24 protein-coding genes are annotated in these 23,782 nt (G+C 62.9%); 14 read left to right on the forward strand and 10 right to left on the reverse strand.

The genetic code is table 11. The features are described 5' to 3' along the window. Positions 1-47: 47 nt before the first annotated feature. The gene (locus CWO89_RS08670; RefSeq protein ID WP_130578216.1) at positions 48-2,117 is read right to left on the reverse strand and encodes an ATP-dependent helicase; all 2,070 of its coding nucleotides are present in this window, start codon (positions 2,115-2,117) and stop codon (positions 48-50) included. 107 nt (positions 2,118-2,224) lie between these two features. On the opposite strand from CWO89_RS08670, the gene CWO89_RS08675 reads away from it, so the two are divergent. After that, complete coding sequence (locus CWO89_RS08675; protein ID WP_028166438.1) at positions 2,225-2,482, forward strand: hypothetical protein; 258 nt, start codon at positions 2,225-2,227, stop codon at positions 2,480-2,482. Between the two features lie 159 nt (positions 2,483-2,641). Here the strand turns inward: CWO89_RS08675 and CWO89_RS08680 are convergent, their stop codons facing one another. Next, entirely contained in the window at positions 2,642-2,896 is a 255-nt protein-coding gene (locus CWO89_RS08680; protein ID WP_130578217.1) for a hypothetical protein, read from the reverse strand. 182 nt (positions 2,897-3,078) lie between these two features. Then, positions 3,079-3,267, reverse strand: a complete 189-nt coding sequence (locus CWO89_RS08685; RefSeq protein WP_245475833.1) for a DUF3072 domain-containing protein — start codon at positions 3,265-3,267, stop codon at positions 3,079-3,081. 130 nt (positions 3,268-3,397) lie between these two features. On the opposite strand from CWO89_RS08685, the gene CWO89_RS08690 reads away from it, so the two are divergent. Beyond that, a complete protein-coding gene (locus tag CWO89_RS08690; protein WP_130578218.1) occupies positions 3,398-3,598 on the forward strand; it encodes a hypothetical protein in 201 nt (66 codons plus the stop codon). Between the two features lie 313 nt (positions 3,599-3,911). Here CWO89_RS08690 and CWO89_RS08695 read toward each other — a convergent pair whose 3' ends face one another. Then, positions 3,912-4,103 carry a hypothetical protein gene (locus CWO89_RS08695; RefSeq protein WP_130578219.1) on the reverse strand — a complete coding sequence of 64 codons (192 nt, stop codon included), beginning with the start codon at positions 4,101-4,103 and terminating at the stop codon, positions 3,912-3,914. 141 nt (positions 4,104-4,244) lie between these two features. Here CWO89_RS08695 and CWO89_RS08700 point away from each other — a divergent pair, with 141 nt between their 5' ends. Then, complete coding sequence (locus CWO89_RS08700) at positions 4,245-4,436, forward strand: hypothetical protein (RefSeq protein WP_130578220.1); 192 nt, start codon at positions 4,245-4,247, stop codon at positions 4,434-4,436. A gap of 32 nt (positions 4,437-4,468) precedes the next feature. Here CWO89_RS08700 and CWO89_RS08705 read toward each other — a convergent pair whose 3' ends face one another. After that, the gene (locus CWO89_RS08705) at positions 4,469-4,651 is read right to left on the reverse strand and encodes a hypothetical protein (RefSeq protein WP_130578221.1); all 183 of its coding nucleotides are present in this window, start codon (positions 4,649-4,651) and stop codon (positions 4,469-4,471) included. 98 nt (positions 4,652-4,749) lie between these two features. Continuing rightward, positions 4,750-6,258 (reverse strand): PAS domain-containing hybrid sensor histidine kinase/response regulator family protein, encoded by a 1,509-nt coding sequence (locus tag CWO89_RS08710; protein ID WP_130578222.1) that lies wholly within the window; start codon positions 6,256-6,258, stop codon positions 4,750-4,752. Positions 6,259-6,526: 268 nt separating this feature from the next. On the opposite strand from CWO89_RS08710, the gene CWO89_RS08715 reads away from it, so the two are divergent. The 5 genes from CWO89_RS08715 to CWO89_RS08735 all read left to right on the forward strand — a co-directional run bounded on the left by CWO89_RS08715 (position 6,527) and on the right by CWO89_RS08735 (position 15,303). After that, positions 6,527-12,808, forward strand: a complete 6,282-nt coding sequence (locus CWO89_RS08715; protein WP_130578223.1) for a HAMP domain-containing protein — start codon at positions 6,527-6,529, stop codon at positions 12,806-12,808. A gap of 15 nt (positions 12,809-12,823) precedes the next feature. Continuing rightward, positions 12,824-14,320 (forward strand): sensor histidine kinase, encoded by a 1,497-nt coding sequence (locus tag CWO89_RS08720; RefSeq protein ID WP_130578234.1) that lies wholly within the window; start codon positions 12,824-12,826, stop codon positions 14,318-14,320. An 89-nt stretch (positions 14,321-14,409) separates the two neighbouring features. After that, on the forward strand, positions 14,410-14,697 hold the full coding sequence (locus CWO89_RS08725) for a hypothetical protein (protein WP_130578224.1): 288 nt from the start codon (positions 14,410-14,412) through the stop codon (positions 14,695-14,697). A gap of 29 nt (positions 14,698-14,726) precedes the next feature. Beyond that, the gene (locus CWO89_RS08730) at positions 14,727-14,936 is read left to right on the forward strand and encodes a hypothetical protein (RefSeq protein WP_028166427.1); all 210 of its coding nucleotides are present in this window, start codon (positions 14,727-14,729) and stop codon (positions 14,934-14,936) included. 163 nt (positions 14,937-15,099) lie between these two features. Continuing rightward, positions 15,100-15,303, forward strand: a complete 204-nt coding sequence (locus CWO89_RS08735) for a hypothetical protein (RefSeq protein ID WP_028166426.1) — start codon at positions 15,100-15,102, stop codon at positions 15,301-15,303. Between the two features lie 431 nt (positions 15,304-15,734). Here the strand turns inward: CWO89_RS08735 and CWO89_RS08740 are convergent, their stop codons facing one another. Next, positions 15,735-16,166: a CBS domain-containing protein gene (locus CWO89_RS08740; protein WP_130578225.1), complete on the reverse strand. Its 432-nt coding sequence runs from the start codon at positions 16,164-16,166 to the stop codon at positions 15,735-15,737. A 164-nt stretch (positions 16,167-16,330) separates the two neighbouring features. On the opposite strand from CWO89_RS08740, the gene CWO89_RS08745 reads away from it, so the two are divergent. Continuing rightward, positions 16,331-16,549 (forward strand): DUF6894 family protein, encoded by a 219-nt coding sequence (locus CWO89_RS08745; protein ID WP_130578226.1) that lies wholly within the window; start codon positions 16,331-16,333, stop codon positions 16,547-16,549. A 28-nt stretch (positions 16,550-16,577) separates the two neighbouring features. Here the strand turns inward: CWO89_RS08745 and CWO89_RS08750 are convergent, their stop codons facing one another. Next, the gene (locus CWO89_RS08750; protein WP_035691250.1) at positions 16,578-16,829 is read right to left on the reverse strand and encodes a hypothetical protein; all 252 of its coding nucleotides are present in this window, start codon (positions 16,827-16,829) and stop codon (positions 16,578-16,580) included. A gap of 170 nt (positions 16,830-16,999) precedes the next feature. On the opposite strand from CWO89_RS08750, the gene CWO89_RS08755 reads away from it, so the two are divergent. After that, entirely contained in the window at positions 17,000-17,260 is a 261-nt protein-coding gene (locus CWO89_RS08755; RefSeq protein WP_130578227.1) for a hypothetical protein, read from the forward strand. Positions 17,261-17,337: 77 nt separating this feature from the next. Here CWO89_RS08755 and CWO89_RS08760 read toward each other — a convergent pair whose 3' ends face one another. Further along, positions 17,338-18,072, reverse strand: coding sequence for a DUF72 domain-containing protein (locus CWO89_RS08760; protein ID WP_130578228.1), 735 nt, complete (start codon positions 18,070-18,072; stop codon positions 17,338-17,340). 193 nt (positions 18,073-18,265) lie between these two features. On the opposite strand from CWO89_RS08760, the gene CWO89_RS08765 reads away from it, so the two are divergent. From CWO89_RS08765 to CWO89_RS08775, 3 genes are all read left to right on the forward strand, one after another. Further along, a complete protein-coding gene (locus CWO89_RS08765; RefSeq protein ID WP_130578229.1) occupies positions 18,266-19,432 on the forward strand; it encodes an HlyD family secretion protein in 1,167 nt (388 codons plus the stop codon). After that, entirely contained in the window at positions 19,429-21,036 is a 1,608-nt protein-coding gene (locus tag CWO89_RS08770) for a DHA2 family efflux MFS transporter permease subunit (RefSeq protein ID WP_130578230.1), read from the forward strand. The genes CWO89_RS08765 and CWO89_RS08770 overlap by 4 nt, the downstream gene beginning before the upstream one ends. A 159-nt stretch (positions 21,037-21,195) precedes the next feature. Continuing rightward, a complete protein-coding gene (locus CWO89_RS08775; RefSeq protein ID WP_463702428.1) occupies positions 21,196-22,485 on the forward strand; it encodes a PQQ-dependent sugar dehydrogenase in 1,290 nt (429 codons plus the stop codon). A gap of 106 nt (positions 22,486-22,591) precedes the next feature. Here the strand turns inward: CWO89_RS08775 and CWO89_RS08780 are convergent, their stop codons facing one another. Further along, complete coding sequence (locus CWO89_RS08780; RefSeq protein ID WP_130231366.1) at positions 22,592-22,849, reverse strand: hypothetical protein; 258 nt, start codon at positions 22,847-22,849, stop codon at positions 22,592-22,594. A gap of 123 nt (positions 22,850-22,972) precedes the next feature. Here CWO89_RS08780 and CWO89_RS08785 point away from each other — a divergent pair, with 123 nt between their 5' ends. Continuing rightward, on the forward strand, positions 22,973-23,500 hold the full coding sequence (locus tag CWO89_RS08785) for a four-carbon acid sugar kinase family protein (protein WP_130578232.1): 528 nt from the start codon (positions 22,973-22,975) through the stop codon (positions 23,498-23,500). The last annotated feature ends 282 nt before the right edge of the window (positions 23,501-23,782 follow it).

A 23,782-nucleotide genomic window follows, 5' to 3' on the forward strand; every position in this document is an offset into this window, starting at 1 on the left:
TGGCATCAACGTGACGCCGCAGGGATCGTTCCCGATCGCCGTCTCCGCTAGCGCCACATCCCGCGCATCTTGGCGCCGATGTCGACCGGCGCTGCACGATCTGCCAGCGCGGCGGTCGCCGGGCGCGCGATCGGCCAAGTGGTGCGCTCGAACAGCGGCACCAGCCTTTCCGGGATGAAACGCGTGCGTGAGGCGTACATGTGCCGGTCGCCCTTGGCGCTCTGGCCGTGCACGAAGAAGCGCTGTGGCAAGATCAGGTGCAGATCATCCTTGGCGCGGGTCATGGCGACGTAGAGCAGGCGCCGTTCCTCTTCCAGCTCGGCGCTGGTCCCGGCGCCGAGATCCGATGGCATGCAGCCGTCGACGACGTTGAGCACGAAGACCGACTTCCACTCCTGTCCCTTGGCGGAATGGATTGTCGACAGGATCAGATAGTCCTCGTCAAGCAGGGGCGGCCCGGCCTGGTCGCTCGTCGCATCCGGCGGGTCGAGCGTGAGCTCGGTCAGGAAGCGCTCGCGCGACGGATAGCCGCTTGCGATCTGTTCGAGCTGGATCAAATCCGCGCGGCGGACCTCGGCGTCCTCATGGATGCGGTCGAGATGCGGCTCGTACCACAGCCGTGCCCGCTCGATATCGACGGGCCACTCGGAATACCGGAGGTTCTCGATCGCGCGGACAAATCCCTTCCAGTCTTCACCGGCGCGCGGCGGCGAGGGCAGGGTGCAGAGTGCGGCAATCGGATCGGCAGCCTCGGCCATGCGGTCGAGCACCCGCTGCGCCGAGCTTGGCCCGACGCCCGGCAGCAGATGCAGGATGCGAAAACCGGCGACGCGGTCGCGCGGGTTCTCCACGAAGCGCAACAACGCCAGCATGTCCTTGACATGGGCGGCGTCGAGGAATTTCAGCCCGCCGAACTTCACGAAGGGAATGTTGCGGCGGGTAAGTTCGACTTCCAGCGGACCGCTATGCGAGGAAGTGCGAAACAAGACCGCCTGCTGCTTGAGCAACGCGCCTTCCTCGCGGTTGGCCAGGACCTGCTCGACGATGTAACGCGCCTGATCGGCCTCGTCGCGGACGGCGACGAGCTGCGGCTTGCGCGACGATGTCCGCTCGGTCCACAGATTCTTGGTGAAGCGCTCCTTGGCCAGTGCGATCACGCCGTTTGCGGCCGACAGGATCGGCTCGGTCGAGCGATAGTTGCGATCGAGCGTGATGAGCTCCGCCCTCGGCGCAAACTGGTCCGGAAAGTCGAGGATGTTGCGGACCGTGGCGGCGCGGAACGAATATATCGACTGCGCGTCATCGCCCACGACTGTAAGTCCGTTCCCTCGGGGTTTCAGCGCGAGCAGGATCGATGATTGCAGGCGGTTAGTGTCTTGGTACTCGTCGACCATGACATGGTCGAAGCGGCCGCCGATCTCGTCGGCAAGCGCAGCGTCGGTCACCATCTGCGCCCAATAGAGCAGGAGGTCATCATAATCGAGCACGTTCTGCTGCTGCTTGGCGTCGACGTAGGCGGCGAACAGGCGCTTCAGTTCATCCGCCCAGCCGGAGCACCAGGGATAGAACGCGCCGAGCACGCCCTCGATCGGCGTCTCGGAATTGACGCAGCGGGAATAGATCGCAAGGCATGTTCCCTTGGTCGGGAAACGACTCTCGGTTTTGGAGAAGCCGAGGTCGTGCCTGACAAGGTTGATGAGATCGGCGGAATCCTCGCGGTCATGGATGGTGAAGGCAGGATCGAGCCCGATCCGCTCGGAATATTCCCGCAACAACCGTGCGCCGATGCCGTGAAATGTGCCGGACCAGGCGAGAGCATCGGTCATGACGCCGGCGTTGTCGCCAAGCACGCGGCGGGCGATCCGTTCGACGCGCTTGGTCATTTCCGCCGCCGCGCGGCGCGAGAAGGTCATCAGGAGGATGCGGCGTGGGTCAGCACCGCTGACGATCAGATGCGCGACGCGGTGGGCCAGCGTGTTGGTCTTGCCTGATCCGGCGCCGGCGATCACCAGAAGCGGCGCGCCAATGGTTCCCTCCGGCCCGACGCCGTGCTCGACGGCGCGCCGTTGCGCAGGATTGAGCGTATCCAGATATGTGTCTTTGCTGTCCGCGAGCACGAATCACCCCGGAGAAAGCTAACAGAGATCGGGCCTGTGGTGATGAACGTCCAGGGCGGGAGACAGAATTAGATTGACTTTGGCTACGCCCGTTGCACAACCGCGTCATGGGTGACGTATCGAGTTCCGACACACCGCTGAAGGCGACGTTCAAGATCAAGCTGAACGGCGAGACGGTCACCATTGCGACCGTCGGCCAGGCCTATCGCTTCATCACCAATCTGAACTCGGTGGAGTGGATGGAATTCCGCACGCTGCACGATGAGGCGGTCAGCGCGCTGGAGAAAGCCGCCGACAACGCGATGCTGGCGATCCCCGCGACCAATGCGCTGCGCGCGCTATTCGTGCGCGCAAAACTTCTTTGAAAGGAAACGGGCCGCCTGGCCCCCAAGGCAGCCTCCGGATTGCAGCCGCGGCGAATTCAGCCCGGGCCGCCCTGTTGTACCGCCGTTACCTTGTTTGCGGCCATAACAGGCTTTGCTTACGCAATAGGCCGTGATTCGGCCATGACCGTACGAACACGGTCACGACGCGTCCTCCACCAGCAAGCGGTCATAGGCAAGCGCGGAGCGCAGGTTGATGGTGGCGATCTTCAGATAGCGCGATTCCTTCATCGCATTGTTCAGCATCAGGATCGCCGTTCGCCAGTGAACGCGTTCGCGCTGATCCTCAGTGAGCGATGAAAAGAAATCCGCCACGTCGCCAACGGTCGCGATCGTCCGCCCGTCCGTCAACGCAAGCGGGAACGGGAGCGGCGAATTCCTTTCGATATCCAGCAAGAGACGCTCCGGGCAACGACCAACCAACGCTTAAGTCACCCGGCTATATCATTTGTTAACAGGAGGCGAGGGGCTGTCAGGCTAAGTCGCGATGACTTTTCTTCGAATCGTCATCCCGCTTTAGCTCTTCGTTTGAGCATGATCTTTTCGGAAAACCGGCGTCCACTCTTCCGGATCATGCTTTAGAACGAATCCGCCAGCGCAATTTCCGCCTCGAGCGCCTGAATGCGCCGCTCGGCTTCTTCAAAGCTCAGATCCCCCGCGTATTGCCTGGGCTGGTAGGCCTCCTCCGCAAGGCCCTTCAATCGCAATGCCTGGGCGCGGGTCATTTGAGCACTGGCGCGCTCGCGTACCCCGCCATATTTCGCCACCGGTGTCCTCATGGGTCTGCCTCATGGTCTCAAATCCGTGACTTGACTTTATGTTCTATTTTTGTTCTAACAAGGCATGGATAATAGAATTAATGAAATCCGTCGTAAGATCAGTGTGTTACGGGACGAGATGATCGTCGCCGAGGGCGTGGTCCGTGATCAGATCAATCACGATCACGATTGCACGGAAGCGGCGCGCCGGCTGCTTGCGATGCGTTCGGAGATGACTGAGCTGATCGGTCAGTGGAAAGCTGCCGGCGGCAGCGAACGGCTGCCCGACGTCAGAGAGCACCTGAAACGGCAGCCGGTTGTGCGACCGAAGAAGGATTGAGCGCAACAACCAGCCTCGCCAGCGGACCCGTGCTTTCGGGTCGGGCGGGAGCTTGAGCCGGCGACGTGAATGCACGGTTGCCAACCGGCGCCGGCTGACACGGATGCAACCACTGCCATGAGCGAGGGTGTACCGGAGTCACGTGGAGGCTCCTCCCTAGAACTATCCGGCGGAGCCAGCTTCCGCCGGACTTTTTTTCGGCCGTATGGCTCGCACCGATCGGCCGTAGGCGGAGGAGTTTGCAATAACGCGGCAAGGGTCTTGCGCCGCGTCGCACGATGCTCCCGCTCTTGGAACGTCAATTCTTGGAACGTCAATCGACGATTGTTTCGGAAAGAGGCCGGTTCAGCCGGGAAAAACCCTGGAGGCGACCTTCGATCAGGGCGTCCATGCCACGGCGGTGCAACCATAGCAGTCCGACTGCAAGCTGGCGAAGATCGTTGCGGTCGGCGCCGACGGGGAGCCTGCGTGCGCGGCGCAGCGCGTCGGCCGCCTGTCGCTCCAATGGAGATCGCCTACGTTCCATAAGCTCAGCCCCCGGCGGCCATCAATAATAACTACATCGAATGGTGACAAGATGGCCCATTTCGGCCGCCGCAACCGTCACATAGGTTAACTTCGGAGAGTTTTGTGTCGGACGGGAACGATGAATGACGATCGCAACCCGCTGCTCACACTGATCTCCTGCGTCATCTGCAGGAAGACGATGCGGCTCGAGCGGAGCACGCCGGGCGAGGATGGCAAGGACGTCATTCAATATCGCTGCGAGGAATGCGGGCGCATCGAACGGGTCCGGCTCGTCCGGGGAAGCTGGCCGTCCACGAGCCAGACTGGTTGACGAGGTCGCTAATTGGCTTCAGCTCGTCAGGCTCAGGCCGCCGACGCGACCAACTCGGTGCCCGGATAGGCGACCATCCAATCGTCCAGCAATTCATCGGAGCTGGAATCGTCGAGCACGAGCGGACGACATGCCGCCAAATCCCTCCGGTGCGCGAGCTTGGGTGCGCGAGCTTGCTGCGTTTCGGCGGTCTCCTGCGGGTCGTCATTGGCCATCGATGCTCCAGCGGCATTTCCCATGGCTGTCGCAACAACAGATCTGGAGGCGGGCAGGTTCCTGCGGGCGGCAAGAAATGGCGACCCGCGCCGCGGGGTCAGTCGTGCCCGGTCAGCTTGGATAACTCGCGGCTGAGCTCGTGAAGCTGGTAGGGCTTGCGGAGGACTGGAAAATCCATCCTGGCGTGCTTGGCGGAATCGGAATAACCGGTCGTGAGCAGGACCGGCAGCGTCGGGTTTCGTTCCCTGATCGCGCGCGCCAGCTTCAGTCCGTCCATCTTGCCGGGCATGATGATGTCGCTGAACACGAGGTCGACATCGTCAGCCTCGATCTCTTGCAGCGCCGTTTCGGCGTTAGGCACCCAGCGGACGGTGTAGCCGAGTTGCTCGAGCAGCCCGGCGCTCGCGTCGGCCACAGCGGGGTTGTCCTCGACCAGCAGGACGGTTGCCGAGGCTTGCTTATTCACGCTCTCCTGTTCGTAATGCTCGGCCGCGCTGCTGCGGGGCAGGCGGAGATGGACCGTGGTGCCCTTGCCAAGTGCGCTCTCGATCTCGATCGTCCCGCCGGCCTGGTGGACGAAGCCATGCACTTGGGAGAGGCCGAGGCCGGTTCCCTTGCCGATGGGCTTGGTGGTGAAAAAGGGATCGAACACCTTGCTGAGCACATCTTGTGGAATGCCCGCGCCGCTATCCTCAACTGAGATCAGAACCTGATCCTTGTCCAAGTCATTGTGCGCCGACACGGTGACGGTGCCGCCTTCCGGCATCGCATCGCGGGCGTTGATGACAAGGTTGAGGAGGGCGGTTTCGAACTCGGTGGGATCGATGAAGACCGGCCAGACGTCGGGCTGGATATCGATCTGTAACGTCACCATGCTGCCGAGCGCACTCGCCAACACCTCACGCACGGACGTGATCTGGCGATCGACGTCGATGGTCCGCGGATTGACACTCTGTCGTCGGGCGAAGCTGAGGAGCTGGCTGGTGAGGGACGCGGCACGTTGGGTAGCGGTCTCGATCGCACTCAGCGCACGCAGGGCCTTCGCGCTCGTTAGCTCCTTCTTGATCTTGTGCAGATTGCCCGAGACGATCATCAAGAGATTGTTGAAGTCGTGCGCGACACCGCCGGTCAGTTGGCCGAGCGCGTCCATCTTCTGGGATTCCGCAAGCTGCCGCTGTATCTGCTCCAGCTTGAGCTGCGCTTCGCGTCGCTCCGTGATGTCGCGGGTGATCTTGGCAAAGCCGATCAGGCGGCCGGAGGGATCGCGAATCGGGTCGATCACAACGCTCGCCCAGAAGAACGAGCCATCCTTGCGGACGCGCCAGCCTTCTTCCTCGTAGTGACTGGTCTCCTCGGCGATCTTCAAGGCCCGCGCCGGCTTGCCCGCCGCCCGATCTTCGGGGGTATAAAAGCGCGAGAAGTGCTGGCCGATGATTTCCTCGGGCGCATAGCCCTTGATTCGCTCGCCGCCGGCATTCCAGTTCGCGACGATGCCCTGTGGGCTCAGCATATAGAGCGCGTAGTCGGTGACGCCCTTGACCAAAAGACGGAAATTTCGCTCGCTCTCGAAGTAGTCCCTTTCGAGCTGTTTGGTCTTCTTGGCCATCTGAAATCCTGCCCCGCGGACGCCAACGCCAAGGTGAGATTTTCGTTCCCGCTTTACGCTTAAGTCTAACAGGCTCGCTGATCGGTCGCAAAAAAGTTCCCGACGGCCGGGAACCTTCCATCAGATCCCTTATTGGTAACATTCGGCCGGTCCCAATAGTTACCGCTCATTTTTTCTGTCTTGATTAGATCGCAACCTATCCGTCTTATGCGTCCGATGGTCCGGAACTTCGAAAATCTAAAGCCGGCCAGCGTGCAGGGGGAATTTTATGAGCGATTTTGGTCCCGCTCCTCGTGGTCGTGGCGAACCCCGCCGTAATAAACAAAACGGCAAGAGCGATCCCGCCCAGGACCTGTTGCAGTCGCTCCAGGCGATGCGGGCCGGTGACTTCACCGTGCGGATGCGCGGCGATTATCTCGGGATCGACGGCAAGATCGCGGACGCCTTCAACGAGATCGCCGCAGCGAACGAGCGCATGGCCCAGCAGCTCGAGCGCGTCGGCCAGGTCGTTGGCCGGGAGGGACAGACCCGCCAACGCGTGAATCTCGGCCTTTCAAGTGGTTCTTGGGCGGACATGGAAGGCTCGATCAACACGCTGATCGACGACCTCTTGTGGCCGACCCGGGAAGTGACGCGCGCGGTTGCGGCGGTCGCACAGGGCGACCTGCTGCAGACCGTGCAGCTTGACGTCGAGGGGCGGCCGCTGCGCGGCGAATTCCTGCAGTCGGCGAACATCGTCAACACGATGATCAAGCAGCTCGGCGTGTTCACATCGGAAGTGACACGCGTGGCGCGTGAAGTCGGCGTCGAGGGCCGGCTTGGCGGGCAGGCCCAGGTGCCGGAGGTGACCGGTGTCTGGAAAGACCTGACGGAGAGCGTCAACTCGATGGCCAACAACCTGACCGGTCAGGTTCGCAACATCGCGGAGGTGACGATCGCGGTCGCCAATGGCGACCTGTCGAAAAAGATCACGGTCGACGTCCGCGGCGAGATCTTGCAGTTGAAGGAAGCGATCAACACCATGGTCGACCAATTGCGCTCGTTCGCGTCCGAAGTGACGCGCGTCGCGCGCGAGGTGGGTACCGACGGCAAGCTTGGCGGCCAGGCGATCGTGCCCGGCGTGGCCGGTACCTGGAAGGACCTGACCGATTCCGTCAACGCGATGTGCGGCAATTTGACCGCGCAGGTGCGCAATATCGCCAACGTGACGACCGCGGTCGCGCGCGGCGACCTGTCGCGTAAAATCACCGTCGACGTGCGCGGCGAAATCCTGGAGCTGAAGGACACCATCAACACCATGGTGGACCAGCTCAACGCCTTCGCGGGCGAAGTGACGCGCGTTGCGCGCGAGGTCGGCACCGAAGGCAAGCTCGGCGGCCAGGCCCAGGTGCCCGGCGTCGGCGGCATCTGGAAGGACCTGACTGATAACGTCAACTTCATGGCGTCCAACCTGACGGCCCAGGTCCGCAACATCGCCGATGTCGCCACCGCGATCGCCGGCGGCGACCTTTCCAAGAAGATCACGGTGAATGTGTCAGGCGAGATCCTTCAATTGAAGGAGACGCTGAACACCATGGTGGACCAGCTCAACGCCTTCGCGTCCGAAGTCACGCGCGTGGCGCGCGAAGTGGGCACCGAAGGCAAGCTCGGCGGCCAGGCTAACGTGCTCGGCGTTGCCGGCACCTGGAAGGACCTGACTGATAACGTGAACTTCATGGCGTCCAACCTGACCGCCCAGGTCCGCAACATCGCGGAAGTGACGACGGCCGTGGCCAATGGCGACCTCTCGAAGAAGATCACGGTCGACGTGCGCGGCGAAATCCTGGAGCTGAAGGACACCATCAACACGATGGTTGACCAGCTCAACGCCTTCGCCGGCGAAGTCACGCGCGTGGCGCGCGAGGTCGGTACCGAAGGCAAGCTCGGCGGCCAGGCGCTGGTGCGCGGCGTCGCCGGCACCTGGAAGGATCTGACCGACAGCGTCAACTCGATGGCATCGAACCTGACGGGCCAGGTTCGCAACATCGCGGAAGTCGCAACCGCGGTGGCGAAGGGCGACCTGTCGAAGAAGATCACCGTGAACGTGTCAGGCGAAATCCTTCAATTGAAGGAGACGCTGAACACCATGGTGGACCAGCTCAACGCCTTCGCGGGTGAAGTGACGCGCGTTGCGCGGGAGGTTGGCACCGACGGCAAGCTCGGCGGCCAGGCGGAAGTGCCCGGCGTCGCCGGCACCTGGAAGGATCTGACCGACTCCGTGAACTCGATGGCGGGCAATCTGACCGCCCAGGTGCGCAACATCGCCGAGGTCGCGACCGCGATCGCCGGCGGTGACCTGTCGCGCAAGATCACGGTGGACGTGCGCGGCGAGATCCTGCAGCTCAAGGAAACGCTGAACACGATGGTCGATCAGCTCAACCGCTTTGCGGGCGAGGTGACGCGCGTGGCCCGCGAGGTCGGCACCGAAGGGCGTCTCGGCGGCCAGGCAAACGTGCCCGGCGTTGCCGGCACCTGGAAGGACCTCACCGACAGCGTCAACTCGATGGCCGGCAATTTGACCGCCCAGGTCCGCAACATCGCGGAAGTCACGACCGCCGTGGCGCGCGGCGACCTGTCGCGCAAGATCACGGTCGACGTGAAGGGCGAAATCCTGGAGCTGAAGAACACCATCAACACGATGGTGGACCAGCTCAACGCCTTCGCCTCCGAAGTGACGCGCGTGGCGCGTGAGGTCGGCACCGAAGGCAAGCTCGGCGGCCAGGCCGAAGTGCCCGAGGTCGCCGGCACCTGGAAGGACTTGACCGACAACGTCAACTTCATGGCGTCGAACCTGACGGCCCAGGTACGCAACATCGCGGAAGTCGCGACCGCGATCGCCGGCGGCGACTTGTCGAAGAAGATCACCGTGGACGTCCGCGGCGAGATTCTGCTGCTCAAGGAAACGCTGAACACGATGGTCGAGCAGCTCCGCTCCTTCGCGGCGGAAGTGACGCGCGTGGCGCGCGAGGTCGGCACCGAGGGCAGGCTGGGCGGCCAGGCCGTGGTGCCCGGCGTGGCCGGCACCTGGAAGGACCTCACCGATAACGTCAACCTGCTGGCGGCCAACCTCACCACGCAGGTGCGCAACATCGCGGAAGTCACGACCGCGGTGGCGCGCGGCGACCTGTCGCGCAAGATCACCGTCGACGTGAAGGGCGAAATCCTCGAGCTGAAGAACACCATCAACACCATGGTGGACCAGCTCAATGCGTTTGCGGGCGAAGTGACGCGCGTGGCGCGCGAGGTCGGCACCGAGGGGAAGCTCGGCGGCCAGGCCGAGGTGCGCGGCGTCGCCGGCACCTGGAAGGATCTGACCGATACCGTGAACGTGATGGCCGCCAACCTGACCGAGCAGGTGCGCGGCATCGTCAAGGTCGTGACCGCGGTGGCCAATGGCGATCTGAAGCAGAACCTGACCGTGAAGTCGAAAGGCGAGGTGGCCGCGCTCGCCGACACCATCAACAACATGACCGAGACCCTGGCCACATTCGCCGATCAGGTCACGACCGTGGCGCGCGAAGTCGGCGTCGAGGGCCGGCTCGGCGGCCAGGCCAATGTGCCCGGCGCCGCCGGCACGTGGAAGGATCTGACCGGCAACGTCAACCTGCTGGCCGCCAACCTGACTTCGCAGGTCCGCGCTATCGCGGAGGTCGCGACCGCGGTGACAAAAGGCGACCTGACCCGCACCATTCAGGTCGATGTCCGCGGCGAGGTGGCCGAACTCAAGGACAACATCAACACCATGATAGGCAACCTCCGTCTGACCACGGATCGGAACACCGAGCAGGACTGGCTGAAGACCAATCTCGCCAGATTCACCAACATGCTGCAGGGCCAGCGCGATCTGTCGACCGTGGGGCGGCTGCTGCTGGCCGAATTGGCGCCCGTGATCAACGCGCATATGGGCGTGATCTACCAGGTCGAGAGCGCCGAGATTCCGCAACTGCGCCTGTTGTCCGCCTATGCCGACGACGGCGCCAATCCGCATCCATCATTCGTGCGCATGGGCGAGGGGCTAATTGGCCAATGCGCACTGGACAAGCGGCAGCGGCTGCTTTCGGACATTCCGGCCGACCTGGTGCCGGTCAATTCGGCGCTAATGCGCGTGCTGCCGAAGAACGTGGTGGTATTCCCGGTCCTGTTCGAGAACCAGGTCAAGGCCGTGATCGAGCTGTCCTCGCTCGCGTCGTTCACCGCCTCGCAGATCACCTTTGTGGAGCAATTGACCGACAGCGTCGGCATCCTGCTCAACAGCATCGAGGCAACGATGCAGACCGAAGGCCTGCTGAAGCAGTCGCAACAGCTCGCGGGCGAGCTTCAGGCCCAGCAGCGGGAATTGCAGCAGACCAATGAGCAGCTCGAACTGAAGGCGCAACAGCTCGCCGAACGCAACGTCGAGGTCGAACGCAAGAACCAGGAAATCGAGCAGGCACGCCGCGCGCTGGAAGAAAAGGCGAGCGAGCTTGCGCTGACCTCGAAATACAAGTCGGAATTCCTGGCCAACATGTCGCACGAGCTGCGCACACCGTTGAACAGCATCCTGATCCTCGGCCAGCAGCTCTCAGATAATCCCGAAGGCAATCTTGCGCCCAAACAGGTTGAATTCGCCCGCACCATCCACGGCGCCGGCACCGACCTGCTCAACCTGATCAGCGACATCCTCGACCTCTCGAAGATCGAGTCCGGTACCGTGACCGTGGACGCCGAGGAAATCCTGACATCGAGCCTGCTCGAAACCGTCGGCCGGCCGTTCCGCCACGAGGCGGAAAACCGTCATCTGTCGTTTCGCATCGAGGTCGACGAGACGCTTTCCCGTAGCATGGTCACCGACTCCAAGCGCCTGCAGCAGGTGCTGAAGAACCTGTTGTCCAACGCCTTCAAGTTCACCGCTGAGGGCGGCGTCAAGCTGACCGTCTCGGCCGCGGTCGGCGGCTGGAGCGCCGAGCATCCAATTCTCAACACCGCACCCGCAGTCGTCGCCTTCGAGGTGAGCGATACCGGCATCGGCATCCCCCTGGACAAGCAGAAGCTGATCTTCGAAGCGTTCCAGCAGGCGGACGCAGGCACCAGCCGCAAATATGGCGGCACCGGCCTCGGCCTTGCGATCAGCCGCGAACTTGCGAGCCTGCTCGGCGGCGAGATCCATCTGCGAAGTGCGCCCGGCAGAGGCAGTACCTTCACGCTCTATCTGCCGCTGAAATATTCCGGCCCGAGCGTTGCGCTTCGCGTGCCGCCCGCGCTGCCCTTATCGCAGGGCGGTGCGCCGGCATTGCAAGCGCCCGCAGCGCAGGAGCGCGTGGCGGAAGTGCCGGATGACCGGCTTAATCTCGAGCCTGGAGACAGAATCCTCCTGATCGTCGAAGACGACCCGCATTACGCGCGGGTCCTGGTCGATCTCGCACGGGACAAGGGTTTCAAGGTCCTGGTCGCTAACCGCGGCGCCGAGGCATTGGACCTCGCCAAGCAGTTCCAGCCGACCGCGGTTTCGCTCGATGTGTTCCTGCCCGACATGCTCGGCTGGACCGTGCTGAGCCAGCTCAAGCACAATCCGCTGACCCGGCACATTCCGGTGCAGGTCATCACGCTCGACGAGGACCGGCAGCATGCGCTGGCGCGCGGCGCCTTCTCCTTCGTCAACAAGCCCACGACGACCGAGGGCGTCAGCGCGGCGCTCGCCCAGATCAAGGAATATGCAAGGCCGCGACGCAAGCGGCTCCTGATCGTGGAAGACAATCCGGCCGAACGGCTCAGCATCAAAGAACTGTTGGATCACAAGGACGTCGAGATCGTCACCACCGGTACCGGAGCCGGGGCGCTCGCTACCTTGCGAAGCATCCCTTGCGACTGCGTCGTACTCGATCTGCGGCTGCCTGATATGAGCGGCTTTGAGGTGCTCGACGAAATCCGCAAGGACGAGAACCTGTCCAATGTTCCGATCGTGGTCTTCACCGGACGGGAACTCTCGGCCGAGGAGGATGCCGAACTTCATACGATGGCGCGCAGCATTGTCGTAAAAGGCGTCGAATCACCGGAGCGTCTGCTCGACGAAACGTCACTGTTCTTGCACCGTGTCATCACGGAATTGCCGATTGAAAAGCAAAGGATGCTAGAGAAACTTAACAGTTCCGATGAGGATCTGATTGGCAAGACGGCGCTTCTCGTCGACGACGACGCGCGGAACATCTTCGCGCTTTCCAGCGTGCTCGAACGGCGCGGTATGAGGGTACTGACGGCTACAACGGGCCACGAGGCGATCGCGCTGGTCGAATCCAATCCCAAGATTGCCATCGTCCTGATGGACATCATGATGCCGCAGATGGACGGCTATCAGACCATCGGTGTGATCAGGCAGAATGCGGCGCTTGCCCGTCTTCCCATCATCGCACTGACCGCGAAGGCGATGAAGGGCGACCGCGAGAAATGCCTGGAAGCGGGCGCGTCGGATTATCTGGCCAAGCCGGTGAATACCGAGCAATTGCTGCTCGCCATCCGCATGTGGCTACATCGCTGAAGCGGCATGAAGATGATGGACCATGAAAAGGTAAACATTCTTCTGGTGGATGACCAGCCGGCGAAGCTGCTGGCCTATGAAGTGATCCTGAAGGAGCTCGGCGAGAATCTGGTGGTGGCCGCGTCGGGGCGGGAAGCGCTCGAGTTTCTGCTCAAGAACGAAGTCGCGGTCATCCTGGTCGACGTCTGCATGCCCGAGCTCGATGGTTTCGAGCTCGCGGCCATGATCCGCGAGCATCCGCGCTTCCAGAAGACCGCAATGATTTTCATCTCGGCGATCCAGGTCAGCGATATCGATCGGCTGCGCGGCTACGAGATGGGCGCAGTCGACTACGTTCCGGTGCCGGTGGTGCCGGAAGTGCTGCGCGCGAAGATCCGCGTCTTCGCCGAGCTCTACCGCAAGACCCGGCAGTTGGAGCGGCTCAATTCCGAACTTGAGGACCGCGTCCGCGCGCGCACCGCGGAGCTCGAGCAATCAACCGCGCGGCTGGTCGAAAGCGAACAGCGCCGCAGCATGGCGATTGCCGCCGGCAAGATGGGCTCCTGGGACTGGGATTGGGTCAACGGTGACTGGATGTGGGACGATGGCCAGTACAAGATCTTCGGCGTTGATGCCAAGAGCTTCGAGCTGACTTCCGCCAACATTCAAGCGCTGTTTCATCCCGAGGATTTCAACGGCTTGCGCGAGGCCTGGACCGAATTCGCGAAGGGCGTGAAATCATACGAGGCTGAATTCCGCGTCGTCCGCCCCGACGGGGAGGTGCGCTGGTGCGTCGGCACGGCGGCAGCGACGACCGACAAGAACGGCCGGGTCGTGCGGGTCAGCGGCGTCACCGTCGACATCACCGACCGCAAGCGCGCCGAAGAACGGCAGAGCCTGCTCACGCGAGAAGTCGATCATCGCGCCAAGAACGCTCTCGCGCTGGCGCAGTCGATCGTACGGTTGACGCGCGCGCAGAATGTCAACGCCTATGTGCAGGCGGTCGAGGGCCGGATCACGGCGCTCGCGCGGGTTCACACTGTGCTGTCGCTGTCGAGCTGGCAGGGCGCGGAAATCCGGCGACTGGTGGCCGAAGAAGTAGCGCCGTATTCGGAAGCCGGACAAATCCAGTATGAGGGTGCGGAGGTCCAGCTCGAGCCTGCCACGGCGCAAACGCTGGCGCTGGCGCTGCACGAGCTCGTCACCAACTCCGCGAAGTATGGCAGCCTCTCCTCGCTGTCGGGCCGACTCGCCATCACCTGGGAAGTGCAGAGCGACAGGCTGATCCTGGCGTGGGTTGAAACAGGCGGACCGCGAGTAACAAAGCCGACCTCCAAGGGATTCGGCACGAGGAGCGTGATCGCCAGCATCGAGACCCAGCTTGGCGGCAATGCCGATTTCGATTGGCGCCCTGAAGGCCTGGTCTGTCGCCTAACGGTGCCGCTGCAGGGAAAGCCGCGCACGGAGGCCGCTCCATATCGAGATATGAATGCGCCAGGACCGGAGCCGGCGCTCAGTTCGCGCACCGCATAGCCACGACGGATCAGGCGTCGGAAACCGCGATTAGGAACGTTCTCGTCACTGGCCGATTAGTTTCATCGACATCTTAAGGATGGCTTGCGATGAAACTGACACGCATTGCATTGGCTTTTGGATTCACGCTGTGCTCCGCGCTCGCACTGGCGCAAACGGACGGCGCACCGAGCGGGCGCGGATCGACCACGGGAGACCCGGCCGCGAGCTCCGCCACGCCAGGCTCTGCGGCGACAATCGGCAGTGCAACGAGACCGAGCCGGAGCGGTAGCGGGACATCGACTTCAGGCGGGCGGGACGACAATGGCGACGCGGGCAAGGACAAAATGCCCGAGAGCAACATGACCGTTCGCCCGAACGATCCCGACAAGAAGTAATCACGAAGACGTTTGCAGCGGAGAGGAAGATGGGACTTGCGCAATACGCCATCGTGCCAATTCGCGACCAATGGGGAGTGCTGCACGACGGCGTTGTGAACGGTGAATATGCGACCAAGGAATCCGCGTTCGAATCGGCCGTCGCTGCTGCATCTTTGGCGATTCGGCAGGGCCATGAAGTGCATGTGAGCGTGCCGGCGCGGGAGCAGGGCGAAGCCGCCATGCAGTCCAAGCCTTAGCTGCGGAGGAGCGACGGGTTGCCAAGAGAGGCCGTTGGGGCTGTTTTTCGAGTGATTCGTTCCTGCCTAGCCGCTTATTTTGTTCGCGCGAAGTAACCTGAGTTAGCGACGATAGGTTGTTGGAAGCGCGATTCTATACTCACTTGCGAAGCGGGAGACTTCCATGACGGCAAAGCGCAATCGAAGAAAGAACAGCGTGCCGTTCGACGAGCGGCTCCAGAGAGCGGCAGACGAGGCACGCGCGGCAGCCGAGCAGTTGCCGCAAGGTGAAGCGCGTGACGCACTGCTGAAGAAGGCAAGGCAAGCGGAAACCGCCGCTCATCTGAACGAGTGGCTGACCTCGCCCGGCCTGCAATCGCCGCGCTGAGATGACGATGGATCGCAAGGCTGCCTGTCTGGCGCAGGCCGATGCCTGCCGGGCGAGGGCGCAAGCCGATCCAGCGAATAGCGATCACTGGATCGAAGAGTCGATCAAATGGCTTGAGCGAGCCATCGGTCCAACGGGCGGCCTCTCGATGACTTTCGAGACGAACGACGAGCAGGTCACGGCAGACGGAGCCGTCTCCCGGATCGCGAATTCAATATAAGCCATTCGCGAACAGGTGCTGGCGCCAGCGGCGCTCAGGAAACCCGGCAAGCACAGGGACGCGGTCGGCGGTCCGCCGCACATGATTGGGGCTCTTCATCCCAACAGATATCTCAGCATCCCCGTGAGCAGCGCCGCGCTGACGATCGCCAATGTCGCGCAAAGCAGGTCAAGGTTGAGGCTGACTTTGTCGTGTTGATGCTCGTGCATCGCTATAGCTGTGCATGTTGGGCGCTGGGACGAGAAATCTCGCTCAGCGCCACGCCCGCGCTGTGACCGTCCTTGGCCTGCGCAATATCGCCGAGCGCAATAATGCCGACCAACCGCTTTTCGCGATTGAGTACGGGCATGCGACGGACCTGAATCTCGCCCATAGTTGCCATGACCTCGTCGAGATCCTGATCTTCGAAGCAGTACTTCACCTCGGCAGTCATGACGTCCCGGATCCGCGCCTCCGGTCCGCGGCCCATGCCGACGCCGCGAACAGCGATATCGCGGTCGGACACCATGCCGACGAGGCGGTCATTCTCGGTGACCGGCAGCAGTCCGACGCCAAGCGCGCCCATTGCCTCTGCCGCATCCTTCAAGCTGTCTTCGGGAGTACAGAGCTGAACGTCGGGGGTCATCGCATCGCAAACTCTCATGGCAGACCTCGCTGTCGTCGTTTACCGCCTAACCGATGTTGCGGACCGGCGTTCCTTCGGGCCGCAGGATTTTCAAGGCGCGACGGGACGGCGGCTACGACCGGGAACCAAGTCGGGTTGTCGTGCGTAGTCTCGGGTGAGACGATGCCAGGCGGGAGCGAAAAATGCCGCTCTACCATTTCGATCTCGTCAACACCAAGACGGTTGCCGATCAAGGCGGCGCGGAACTCGCTGACGATATCGCCGCGATGGATTCGGCCGACAACATCGCGCGGCGCCTGCTCGGCGAACACCCGAACCTGAAGAACCGGCACTACTCGATCCTCGTCACCAACGAAGACGGCGACGAGATTTGCCGATTGCCGCTGGACATCATCCACTAGGTAAGGCGCGCCGCGCCTATGACCGACCTCATCGCGAGATCAACGACAACTCGATGGTGCGTGCGCGCTTGTATTGCTGAAAGGCGGAAATGGCGCGATTCGACAGCACAAGCCTGTTGTGCTGGCCCTGGCTGATCATGAAGGCGACTTTCTCGATCAGGAAGTGGTGTGCTTCCACCGGATCATCGATTTCGCCAGCCCGCCTGAGATAGTCCCACGCGATCTGTACCGCGCTCTCCAGCAGCACGGGGAAGGACTCGTCCTTGAACCATGCCGACATGTCGGTTCCTCGAATCTTCCTGGGGAACCCGGTTTGGCGTGTTTGGTTCCTAAGTCTTCTCGCGATCTATTGAACATGGATGGCGAAACGCACGAACTTGCGTCCACGGCGGTAGGAACCGGTTCGGGCGGCGCCGGGTTGAGCCGACAAGTCAATCCAAGGAGATACCGATGAAGAAGATCATTCTGGCCTCTGCATGCGTTCTGGCATTGTCTGCCGGCGGCGCACTCGCGCAGCAGGCGCAGCCCGCGCCGGGTGCGTCCAGCCAGGGCAATGTCGGGCCTGGCGCGACGCCGCATACGAGTACGCACCCCAGCAAGAAAGGCATGACGACCGGCGCTGGCGGCGGCTCGAGCCGCGCGGCCCATCCTTCCAGCCAAGGTCCCGGCACCAGCGGCAACAAGGGCAAGCAATCGGGCGGCCAATATTAGATCGATGCGATGAAGAAAATGCCGGCCATGAGCCGGCATTTTTTCTCAGCCGGGGCTCTACGCGGTTGGCGTGGTTCCTACTTTCTCCCTTCGATCAATTGTCGCAGCGTAGCTGCGTCGGCGGGCGCGGCGCTCTTCTGGTCGTTGTCGAAATAGACGTAGACGTCGCAGCCCTGCTTCTTCCAGGAGCGGATGCGCTTGGCCCACTCGGCCAAGGTCGCGCTGCGATAATGACCCTTGTATCGGCCGCCAGGGCCGTGGCCTCTGACGTAGACGAAATCGGCGGTGCGCTTCCACGGCGCTGGCGCGTCATGATGGTCCGAAATGCAGAGCGAGATGTTCGCATCGGCCAGCAGCCGCATGACATTCGGGGCGTACCAGCTCGGGTGCCGGAATTCGAAGCTGTAGCGGCGCTTCCTCGACAGCAGCTTGAGGAAGGAGGCGAGGCGATCCGGCTTGGCCTCAAACTGCGGCGGCAGTTGAAACAGGATGGGACCGACCTTGTTGCCCAGTAGCGACAGGCGATCTTCGAGCAACTCGAGGCTGTTCACGGAATTCTCCGACAGACGCTTCCAATGCGTGATGAACTTGGACGCCTTCCAGGCGAAGACAAAATCCTGATCCGTCTGCTCGCGCCAGCCCTTCACCGCCTCCGGCGTCGGCGTGCGATAGAACACGCCGTTCAATTCTGTGGTCGGAAATTGGCTTGCGTAGTAGCGAAGCTGATTCTTGAGCGGCAGGCCCTTCGGGAAGAACGGCCCGCGCCAAGATTCGTAATGCCAGCCGGATGTCCCGATCAGAATGCGCGCCATTGTGTCCCAGCGAACCGTCACTTCTTTCCCGGCAAGACGCTCTCCAGGGGAGCGCAACGAACCACTGAAAACAGTTGGTCCGCGAGAGGGTTCCAACAGGCAACGGTGCCCGATGAACGGCTTGCTGGGAACCATGCTCTGACCGCGCGGTTAGCCAGATCGATTGCCAATCATCTTCGCTTGAGGTGCTGCCGTGGATGCCACGACCCGAGAGCGTAGGCCGTCCGCGGAAGAAACACGGCCTCCGGAACGCTCCCCCGAGCAGAAGCCTGAACTCAGGGACGTCAGCGAAACGCGGGACAGTCCGCCAACGGCGCCCGACAAGCCATCGATGCTCGATCGGTTCCGCGAGCACTGGCTGTTGGCGATCGCGGGCGCCTGCGTTCTCCTGGCTGCGCTGATTGGCGGCGGCGTCTATTGGCTCGAGGTCCGTGATTACGAATCGACCGACGATGCTTTTGTCGCCGCCCGCAGCTTCTCGGTTGCTCCGAAGGTCGGCGGCTACCTTGTCGACGTGCCCGTCACGGATAACCAACACGTCAATGCGGGCGATCTGCTCGCCCGTATCGACGATCGCGACTACAGGATCGCGCTCGACCAGGCCGAGGGGCAGGTTGCCGCAGCGCGGGCCAATATTACCAACATCGAGGCCCAGACCGCCAGCCAGCAGGCCCAGATCGATCAGGCGAGAGCGCAGCTCTCGCAGGCCGAAGCGCAACTGCAATTCGCGCAGCAGGAAGCCGCACGCGCCGAGGATCTCCTGCAGAAAGGCGCCGGCACGTTGCAACGCGAGCAACAGACCAAGTCCGATCTCGAAGCGCAGCAGGCCAATACTACCCGTGCGAGGACGGCGGTAACCGTCGCAGAGCTTGGGATCAAGCCGCTGCAGGCCCAACGCGAGAGCGCCAAGGCCTCGCTGCAGCAGGCGGAGGCGCAGCGCGATCAGGCCAGGCTCAATCTCCAATACACCAATGTCACAGCTGCCCAGTCCGGACGCGTCGTCAAGCTGAGCGGCGCCAAGGGGACGTATGCGACGGCTGGGCAGAGCATCATGATGTTCGTGCCCGACGAGGTCTGGATCGTGGCGAACTACAAGGAGACCCAGCTTCGCTATATGCGTCCGGGCCAACCCGTCGAGTTCAGGATCGACGCCTATCCGGATCGCAAGCTGACCGGACACGTCGACTCGGTGCAGCCGGGCTCGGGCACGGCGTTCAGCCTGCTGCCGGCAGAGAACGCCACCGGCAACTACGTCAAGGTCGTGCAGCGCGTGCCGGTGAAGATCGTGGTTGATCATTGGCCCGCCGACGTCCCCGTCGGCCCCGGCATGTCGGTCGTGCCCTGGACGAAAGTACAATGACGGACACGACCCAGACCGGCGGCTGGTCGCCGGAGCGCTCGGCGGCCGGCGGGAACAATCCTTACCTGATCGCCTTCGTCGTCTCGATCGCGACCTTCATGGAGGTGCTGGACACGACGATCGCCAACGTCGCGCTGCGCCACATCGCGGGCGGGCTGGCCGTCGGGATCGACGAGAGCACCTACGTCATCACCAGCTATCTTGTCGCCAACGCGATCGTGCTGTCGATTTCGGGCTGGCTCGCCACCGTGATCGGGCGCAAGCGCTTCTATATGATCTGCGTGGCCACCTTCAGCGTGGCCTCGCTGCTGTGTGGATTTGCCTGGAGCCTGGAATCCCTGGTGCTGTTCCGTATCCTGCAAGGACTCGGTGGAGGAGGCATGGCGACCTCCGAGCAGGCGATCCTCGCCGACTCCTTTCCGCCGGCCAAGCGCGGGCAGGCCTTTGCGATCTACGGCGTCGCCGTAGTGGTGGCGCCGGTGATCGGGCCGACCCTCGGCGGCTGGATCACCGATACCTATTCCTGGCACTGGGTGTTTCTGATCAACGTGCCGATGGGATTGCTCTCGCTGTTCCTGGTGGGATCGCTGGTCAGCGAACCGTCGGGCGCTGAGGAAGAGCGGCGCGAACTGCTCCGCAATGGCATCCGCGTCGATTATGTCGGCTTCGCGCTGGTCGCGGTCGGACTCGGCTCGCTCGAATTCGTGCTCGACGAAGGCCAGCGCAACGACTGGTTCGGATCGAACATGATCCTTGGCTTCGCACTGATTTCGGCCTTCTGCCTGCTGGCGCTGATCCCCTGGGAGCTGACGCGCAAGGACCCGATCGTCGATCTTCGCCTGCTTGGCCGCCGGCAGTTCGCCGCCTGCTTCCTGGTGATGCTCGGCACCGGCGCGGTCTTGATTTCGACCACCCAGATCCTGCCGCAACTGCTGCAGGCCGAGCTGGACTATACCGCGATGCTCGCCGGCCTCGTGCTCTCCCCGGGTGGCATCTTCACCCTGCTGATGATGCCGATCGTCGGCAGGCTCGTGAGCATCGTGCAGCCGAAATACCTGATCATGGTTGGCGCGACGATCGTGATGCTCTCGATGTGGCATCTTACGGGGCTCACCGAGGACATGACCTATGGCTACGCGGCCTGGTCGCGCATCTTTCTCGGCATGGGCCTGCCGTTCCTGTTCCTGCCCGTGACGACCGCATCCTACGATGGCGTGCCGCCGGAGAAGACCAATCAAGCCTCGGCGCTGATCAACGTCGCACGCAACATCGGCGGTTCCATGGGAGTAGCGCTGGCGCAGACGGTGCTGGCGCAGCGCCAGCAATTCCATCAGAGCCGGCTGGTCGAACACGCCGCGCCGTCCGACATCGGTTACCAGCAGACCATCGATGCGATGACGCGCTATTTCCAGGCGCAGGGCTCCAATGCCACCGACGCGGCCTCGCAGGCGATCGCCTGGGTCGGCCAGACGTTGCAGCGCCAGATCGACTTCCTCGCCTATATCGATGTGTTCTGGACGCTCGCGGTCATCGGCGCCCTGATGATCCCGCTCGCGCTGAGCATGCGCTCGATCGAGCTCAACGCGCCGGCAAGAGGGCATTGATGGCCAAATCGTCGCAACCACAGACGCGATTGTGAAATGAGCCTGCAAAGGTTCCACGCTATGGATGCGTGTTCGCGAGATCGTCGTCTCGCGTGAGGATGTGAAATGCCCTGGAAGCCAGTTGCAGCAAGCGTCACGATTGCGGGCTTGCTTGTATCGATGATGCCGGCTGCTGCAAGCGCACAGCCGGCTGTACTGAAGGGACAGGAAGCCTTTGGCGATTGGCGGCGCGACAAGCCCGGCACCTTGCGTCTGATCACGCCGCAGGATCTGCCCAAACCTGGCGCGACGCCATCGAGCGCGAACATGTCGCGGGTCGCGCCGCGAACGGCCTCGGCAATTCCCCAAGTGCCGCCGGGGTTCAAGGCCGACCTGTTCGCCGACGGCTTGAACGGGCCGCGCATCATCAAGACCGCGCCGAACGGCGACATCTTCGTCGCCGAGACGCGCGCCGGGCGCATCCGTCTGTTGCGTGCCGCCGATGGAGCGACCAAACCCACGATCAACGAAGTCTACGCCACCGGCCTCGATCGTCCGTTCGGCATCGCCTTCTTTCCGAGTGGCGACAACCCGCAATGGCTCTATGTCGCCAACACCGGAAGCGTGGTCCGCTTTGCCTATCGCAATGGCGACCTCAAGGCTTCCGGAAAGCCGGAGACAGTCGTCGCCAAGCTGCCGCACGGCTGGGGCCATTCGACTCGCGACATTGTCTTTACGCCCGACAATAAGCGGATGCTGGTCTCGGTCGGCTCGGCAGGCAATTCGGGGGAGGGCATGGGTACCCCACCGGGTGGCTTGGAAGCCTGGAAGCGCGAGCGCCCGCTCGGCGCCGCCTGGGGCAACGAGACCGACCGCGCGGCGGTGCTTGCCTTCGATCCTGACGGCAAGAACCAGCGCACCTTTGCCACCGGTATCCGGAACTGCGTCGGGCTTGCGATCCAGCCGCAAACGGGCGTGCCCTGGTGCTCGACCAATGAGCGCGATGGTCTCGGCGACAACCTCGTGCCCGACTATGTGACCCGCGTCCGCGAGAACGCGTTCTATGGCTGGCCGTGGTTCTACATCGGTGCCAATCAGGATCCGCGGCACGCCGGCGCGCGGCCTGAGCTGAAGGACAAGGTCACGGTCCCCGACGTGCTGCTGCAGGCGCATTCGGCTTCGCTTGGCCTCACGTTCTATGATGGCCAGAATTTTCCCGCCGAGTATCGCGGCGACATCTTCGCGGCCCTGCACGGCTCGTGGAACCGATCGAAGCGCACGGGCTACAAGGTGATCCGCATCCGGTTGCGGGACGGCGTGCCGACGGGCGAATACGAGGACTTCGCGACCGGCTTCGTCATCAACGATTCCGAAGTCTGGGGACGCCCGGTCGGCGTCGCCGTGGCACGCGACGGCGCGCTGCTCATAACCGAGGACGCCAACGGCACGATCTGGCGGATCAGCCGTTAAAGCGTGATGACTTTTCTTCGAATCGTCATCCCGCTTTAGCGCTTTGTTTGAGCATGATCTTTTTCGGAAAACCGGTGCCCACTTTTCCGGATCATGCTTTAACGTCTCAGCCTTGCCCGTCGCTGAGCCCGTATTCCTCGTAGATCGCCAGCGGATCGGCGTCGGGAAACAGCCGGCACTTTGCTTGCGCCAGATGCAGGGTGACGGTTCCGCGATCGCAGCCAGCGGCAAGCAGCTTTCGGATGTCTTCCATGTGCGGTCGCGGCTGGTGTTTGGGCGGAAGCTGCTCGAGGGCGACGAGCGCCGTCGCCAGCGCCTCGGTGATGACCCATTCGTCGTGGCCGGTGATTCCCTTTCTCGGCATCGCCACACCTCCCGCATTGGAGCAAGGTACATTCTAGCGTAAAGCCAAGGCGTACCGCCATTGTTGGATTGCATCCAGCGAGGCAGATGCCTAGAACGTGCACACCATTTCCGGCACAGCATCATGCAGCAATTAAGGCTTCTGGCCGACGATCTCACCGGCTCGCTCGAGACGTCTGCTGAATTTGTGGGCGCGCTGGACCCGCTGGACGTGGCCTGGCGCGCGGACTCGATCACGGACCGGCACGGCAGTTTCGCCATCGACAGCGGCACGCGGGAGCTCGGGGCCGAGCAGGCGTTTGCCATCGCGCGGGAACTGGCGCCGCTGCTTCGGGGCGCCGGCATGGCCTACAAGAAGATCGACAGCCTGATGCGCGGTCCCTGGGCGGCGGAGCTCAATGCTTGCCTGCGCTCCGGCTTCTGGGACGCCTGCATCGTGGCGCCGGCGTTTCCTCACCAGGGACGCTGCACCCGCGCCGGCCGCCAGTTCGCGAAGGGGCCGGACGGGAGCTTTCAGCCGGTCGGCGAGAGCATCCTCGACCAGCTTCGCGGGCAGGGCATCGAGGCGCGGTCGGGGCGCTACGACGACGCGCTTCGCCCGGGTGTCAGCCTGATCGAAGCGATCGAATATGCGGAGCGGCTGGCGGGGTAGGAGTAGTGCCGTCCGCTCGCTTCTGATGCCCTGTAGGATGGGTAGAGGGCAACGAAACCCATCGCGATCGAGCAAGCCGCGCGAATGATGGGTTTCGCTGCCCTCTACCCATCCTACTGTCGTCCCGTCGAAAGACGGGACCCATAACCACAGGCAGGTGTTGTGGCGGGGCAAGTGGTTGCAGCGGAGCGCACTAGAGAGGCCTGTGATTATGGGTCCCGGGTCAAGCTCGGGACGACGTGGGGTGGATTTCAGATTCAAATTTCAAACAGCTCTCCGCGG

The sequence above is a fragment of the Bradyrhizobium sp. Leo170 genome (assembly GCF_004296405.1).
GTDB lineage: Bacteria > Pseudomonadota > Alphaproteobacteria > Rhizobiales > Xanthobacteraceae > Bradyrhizobium.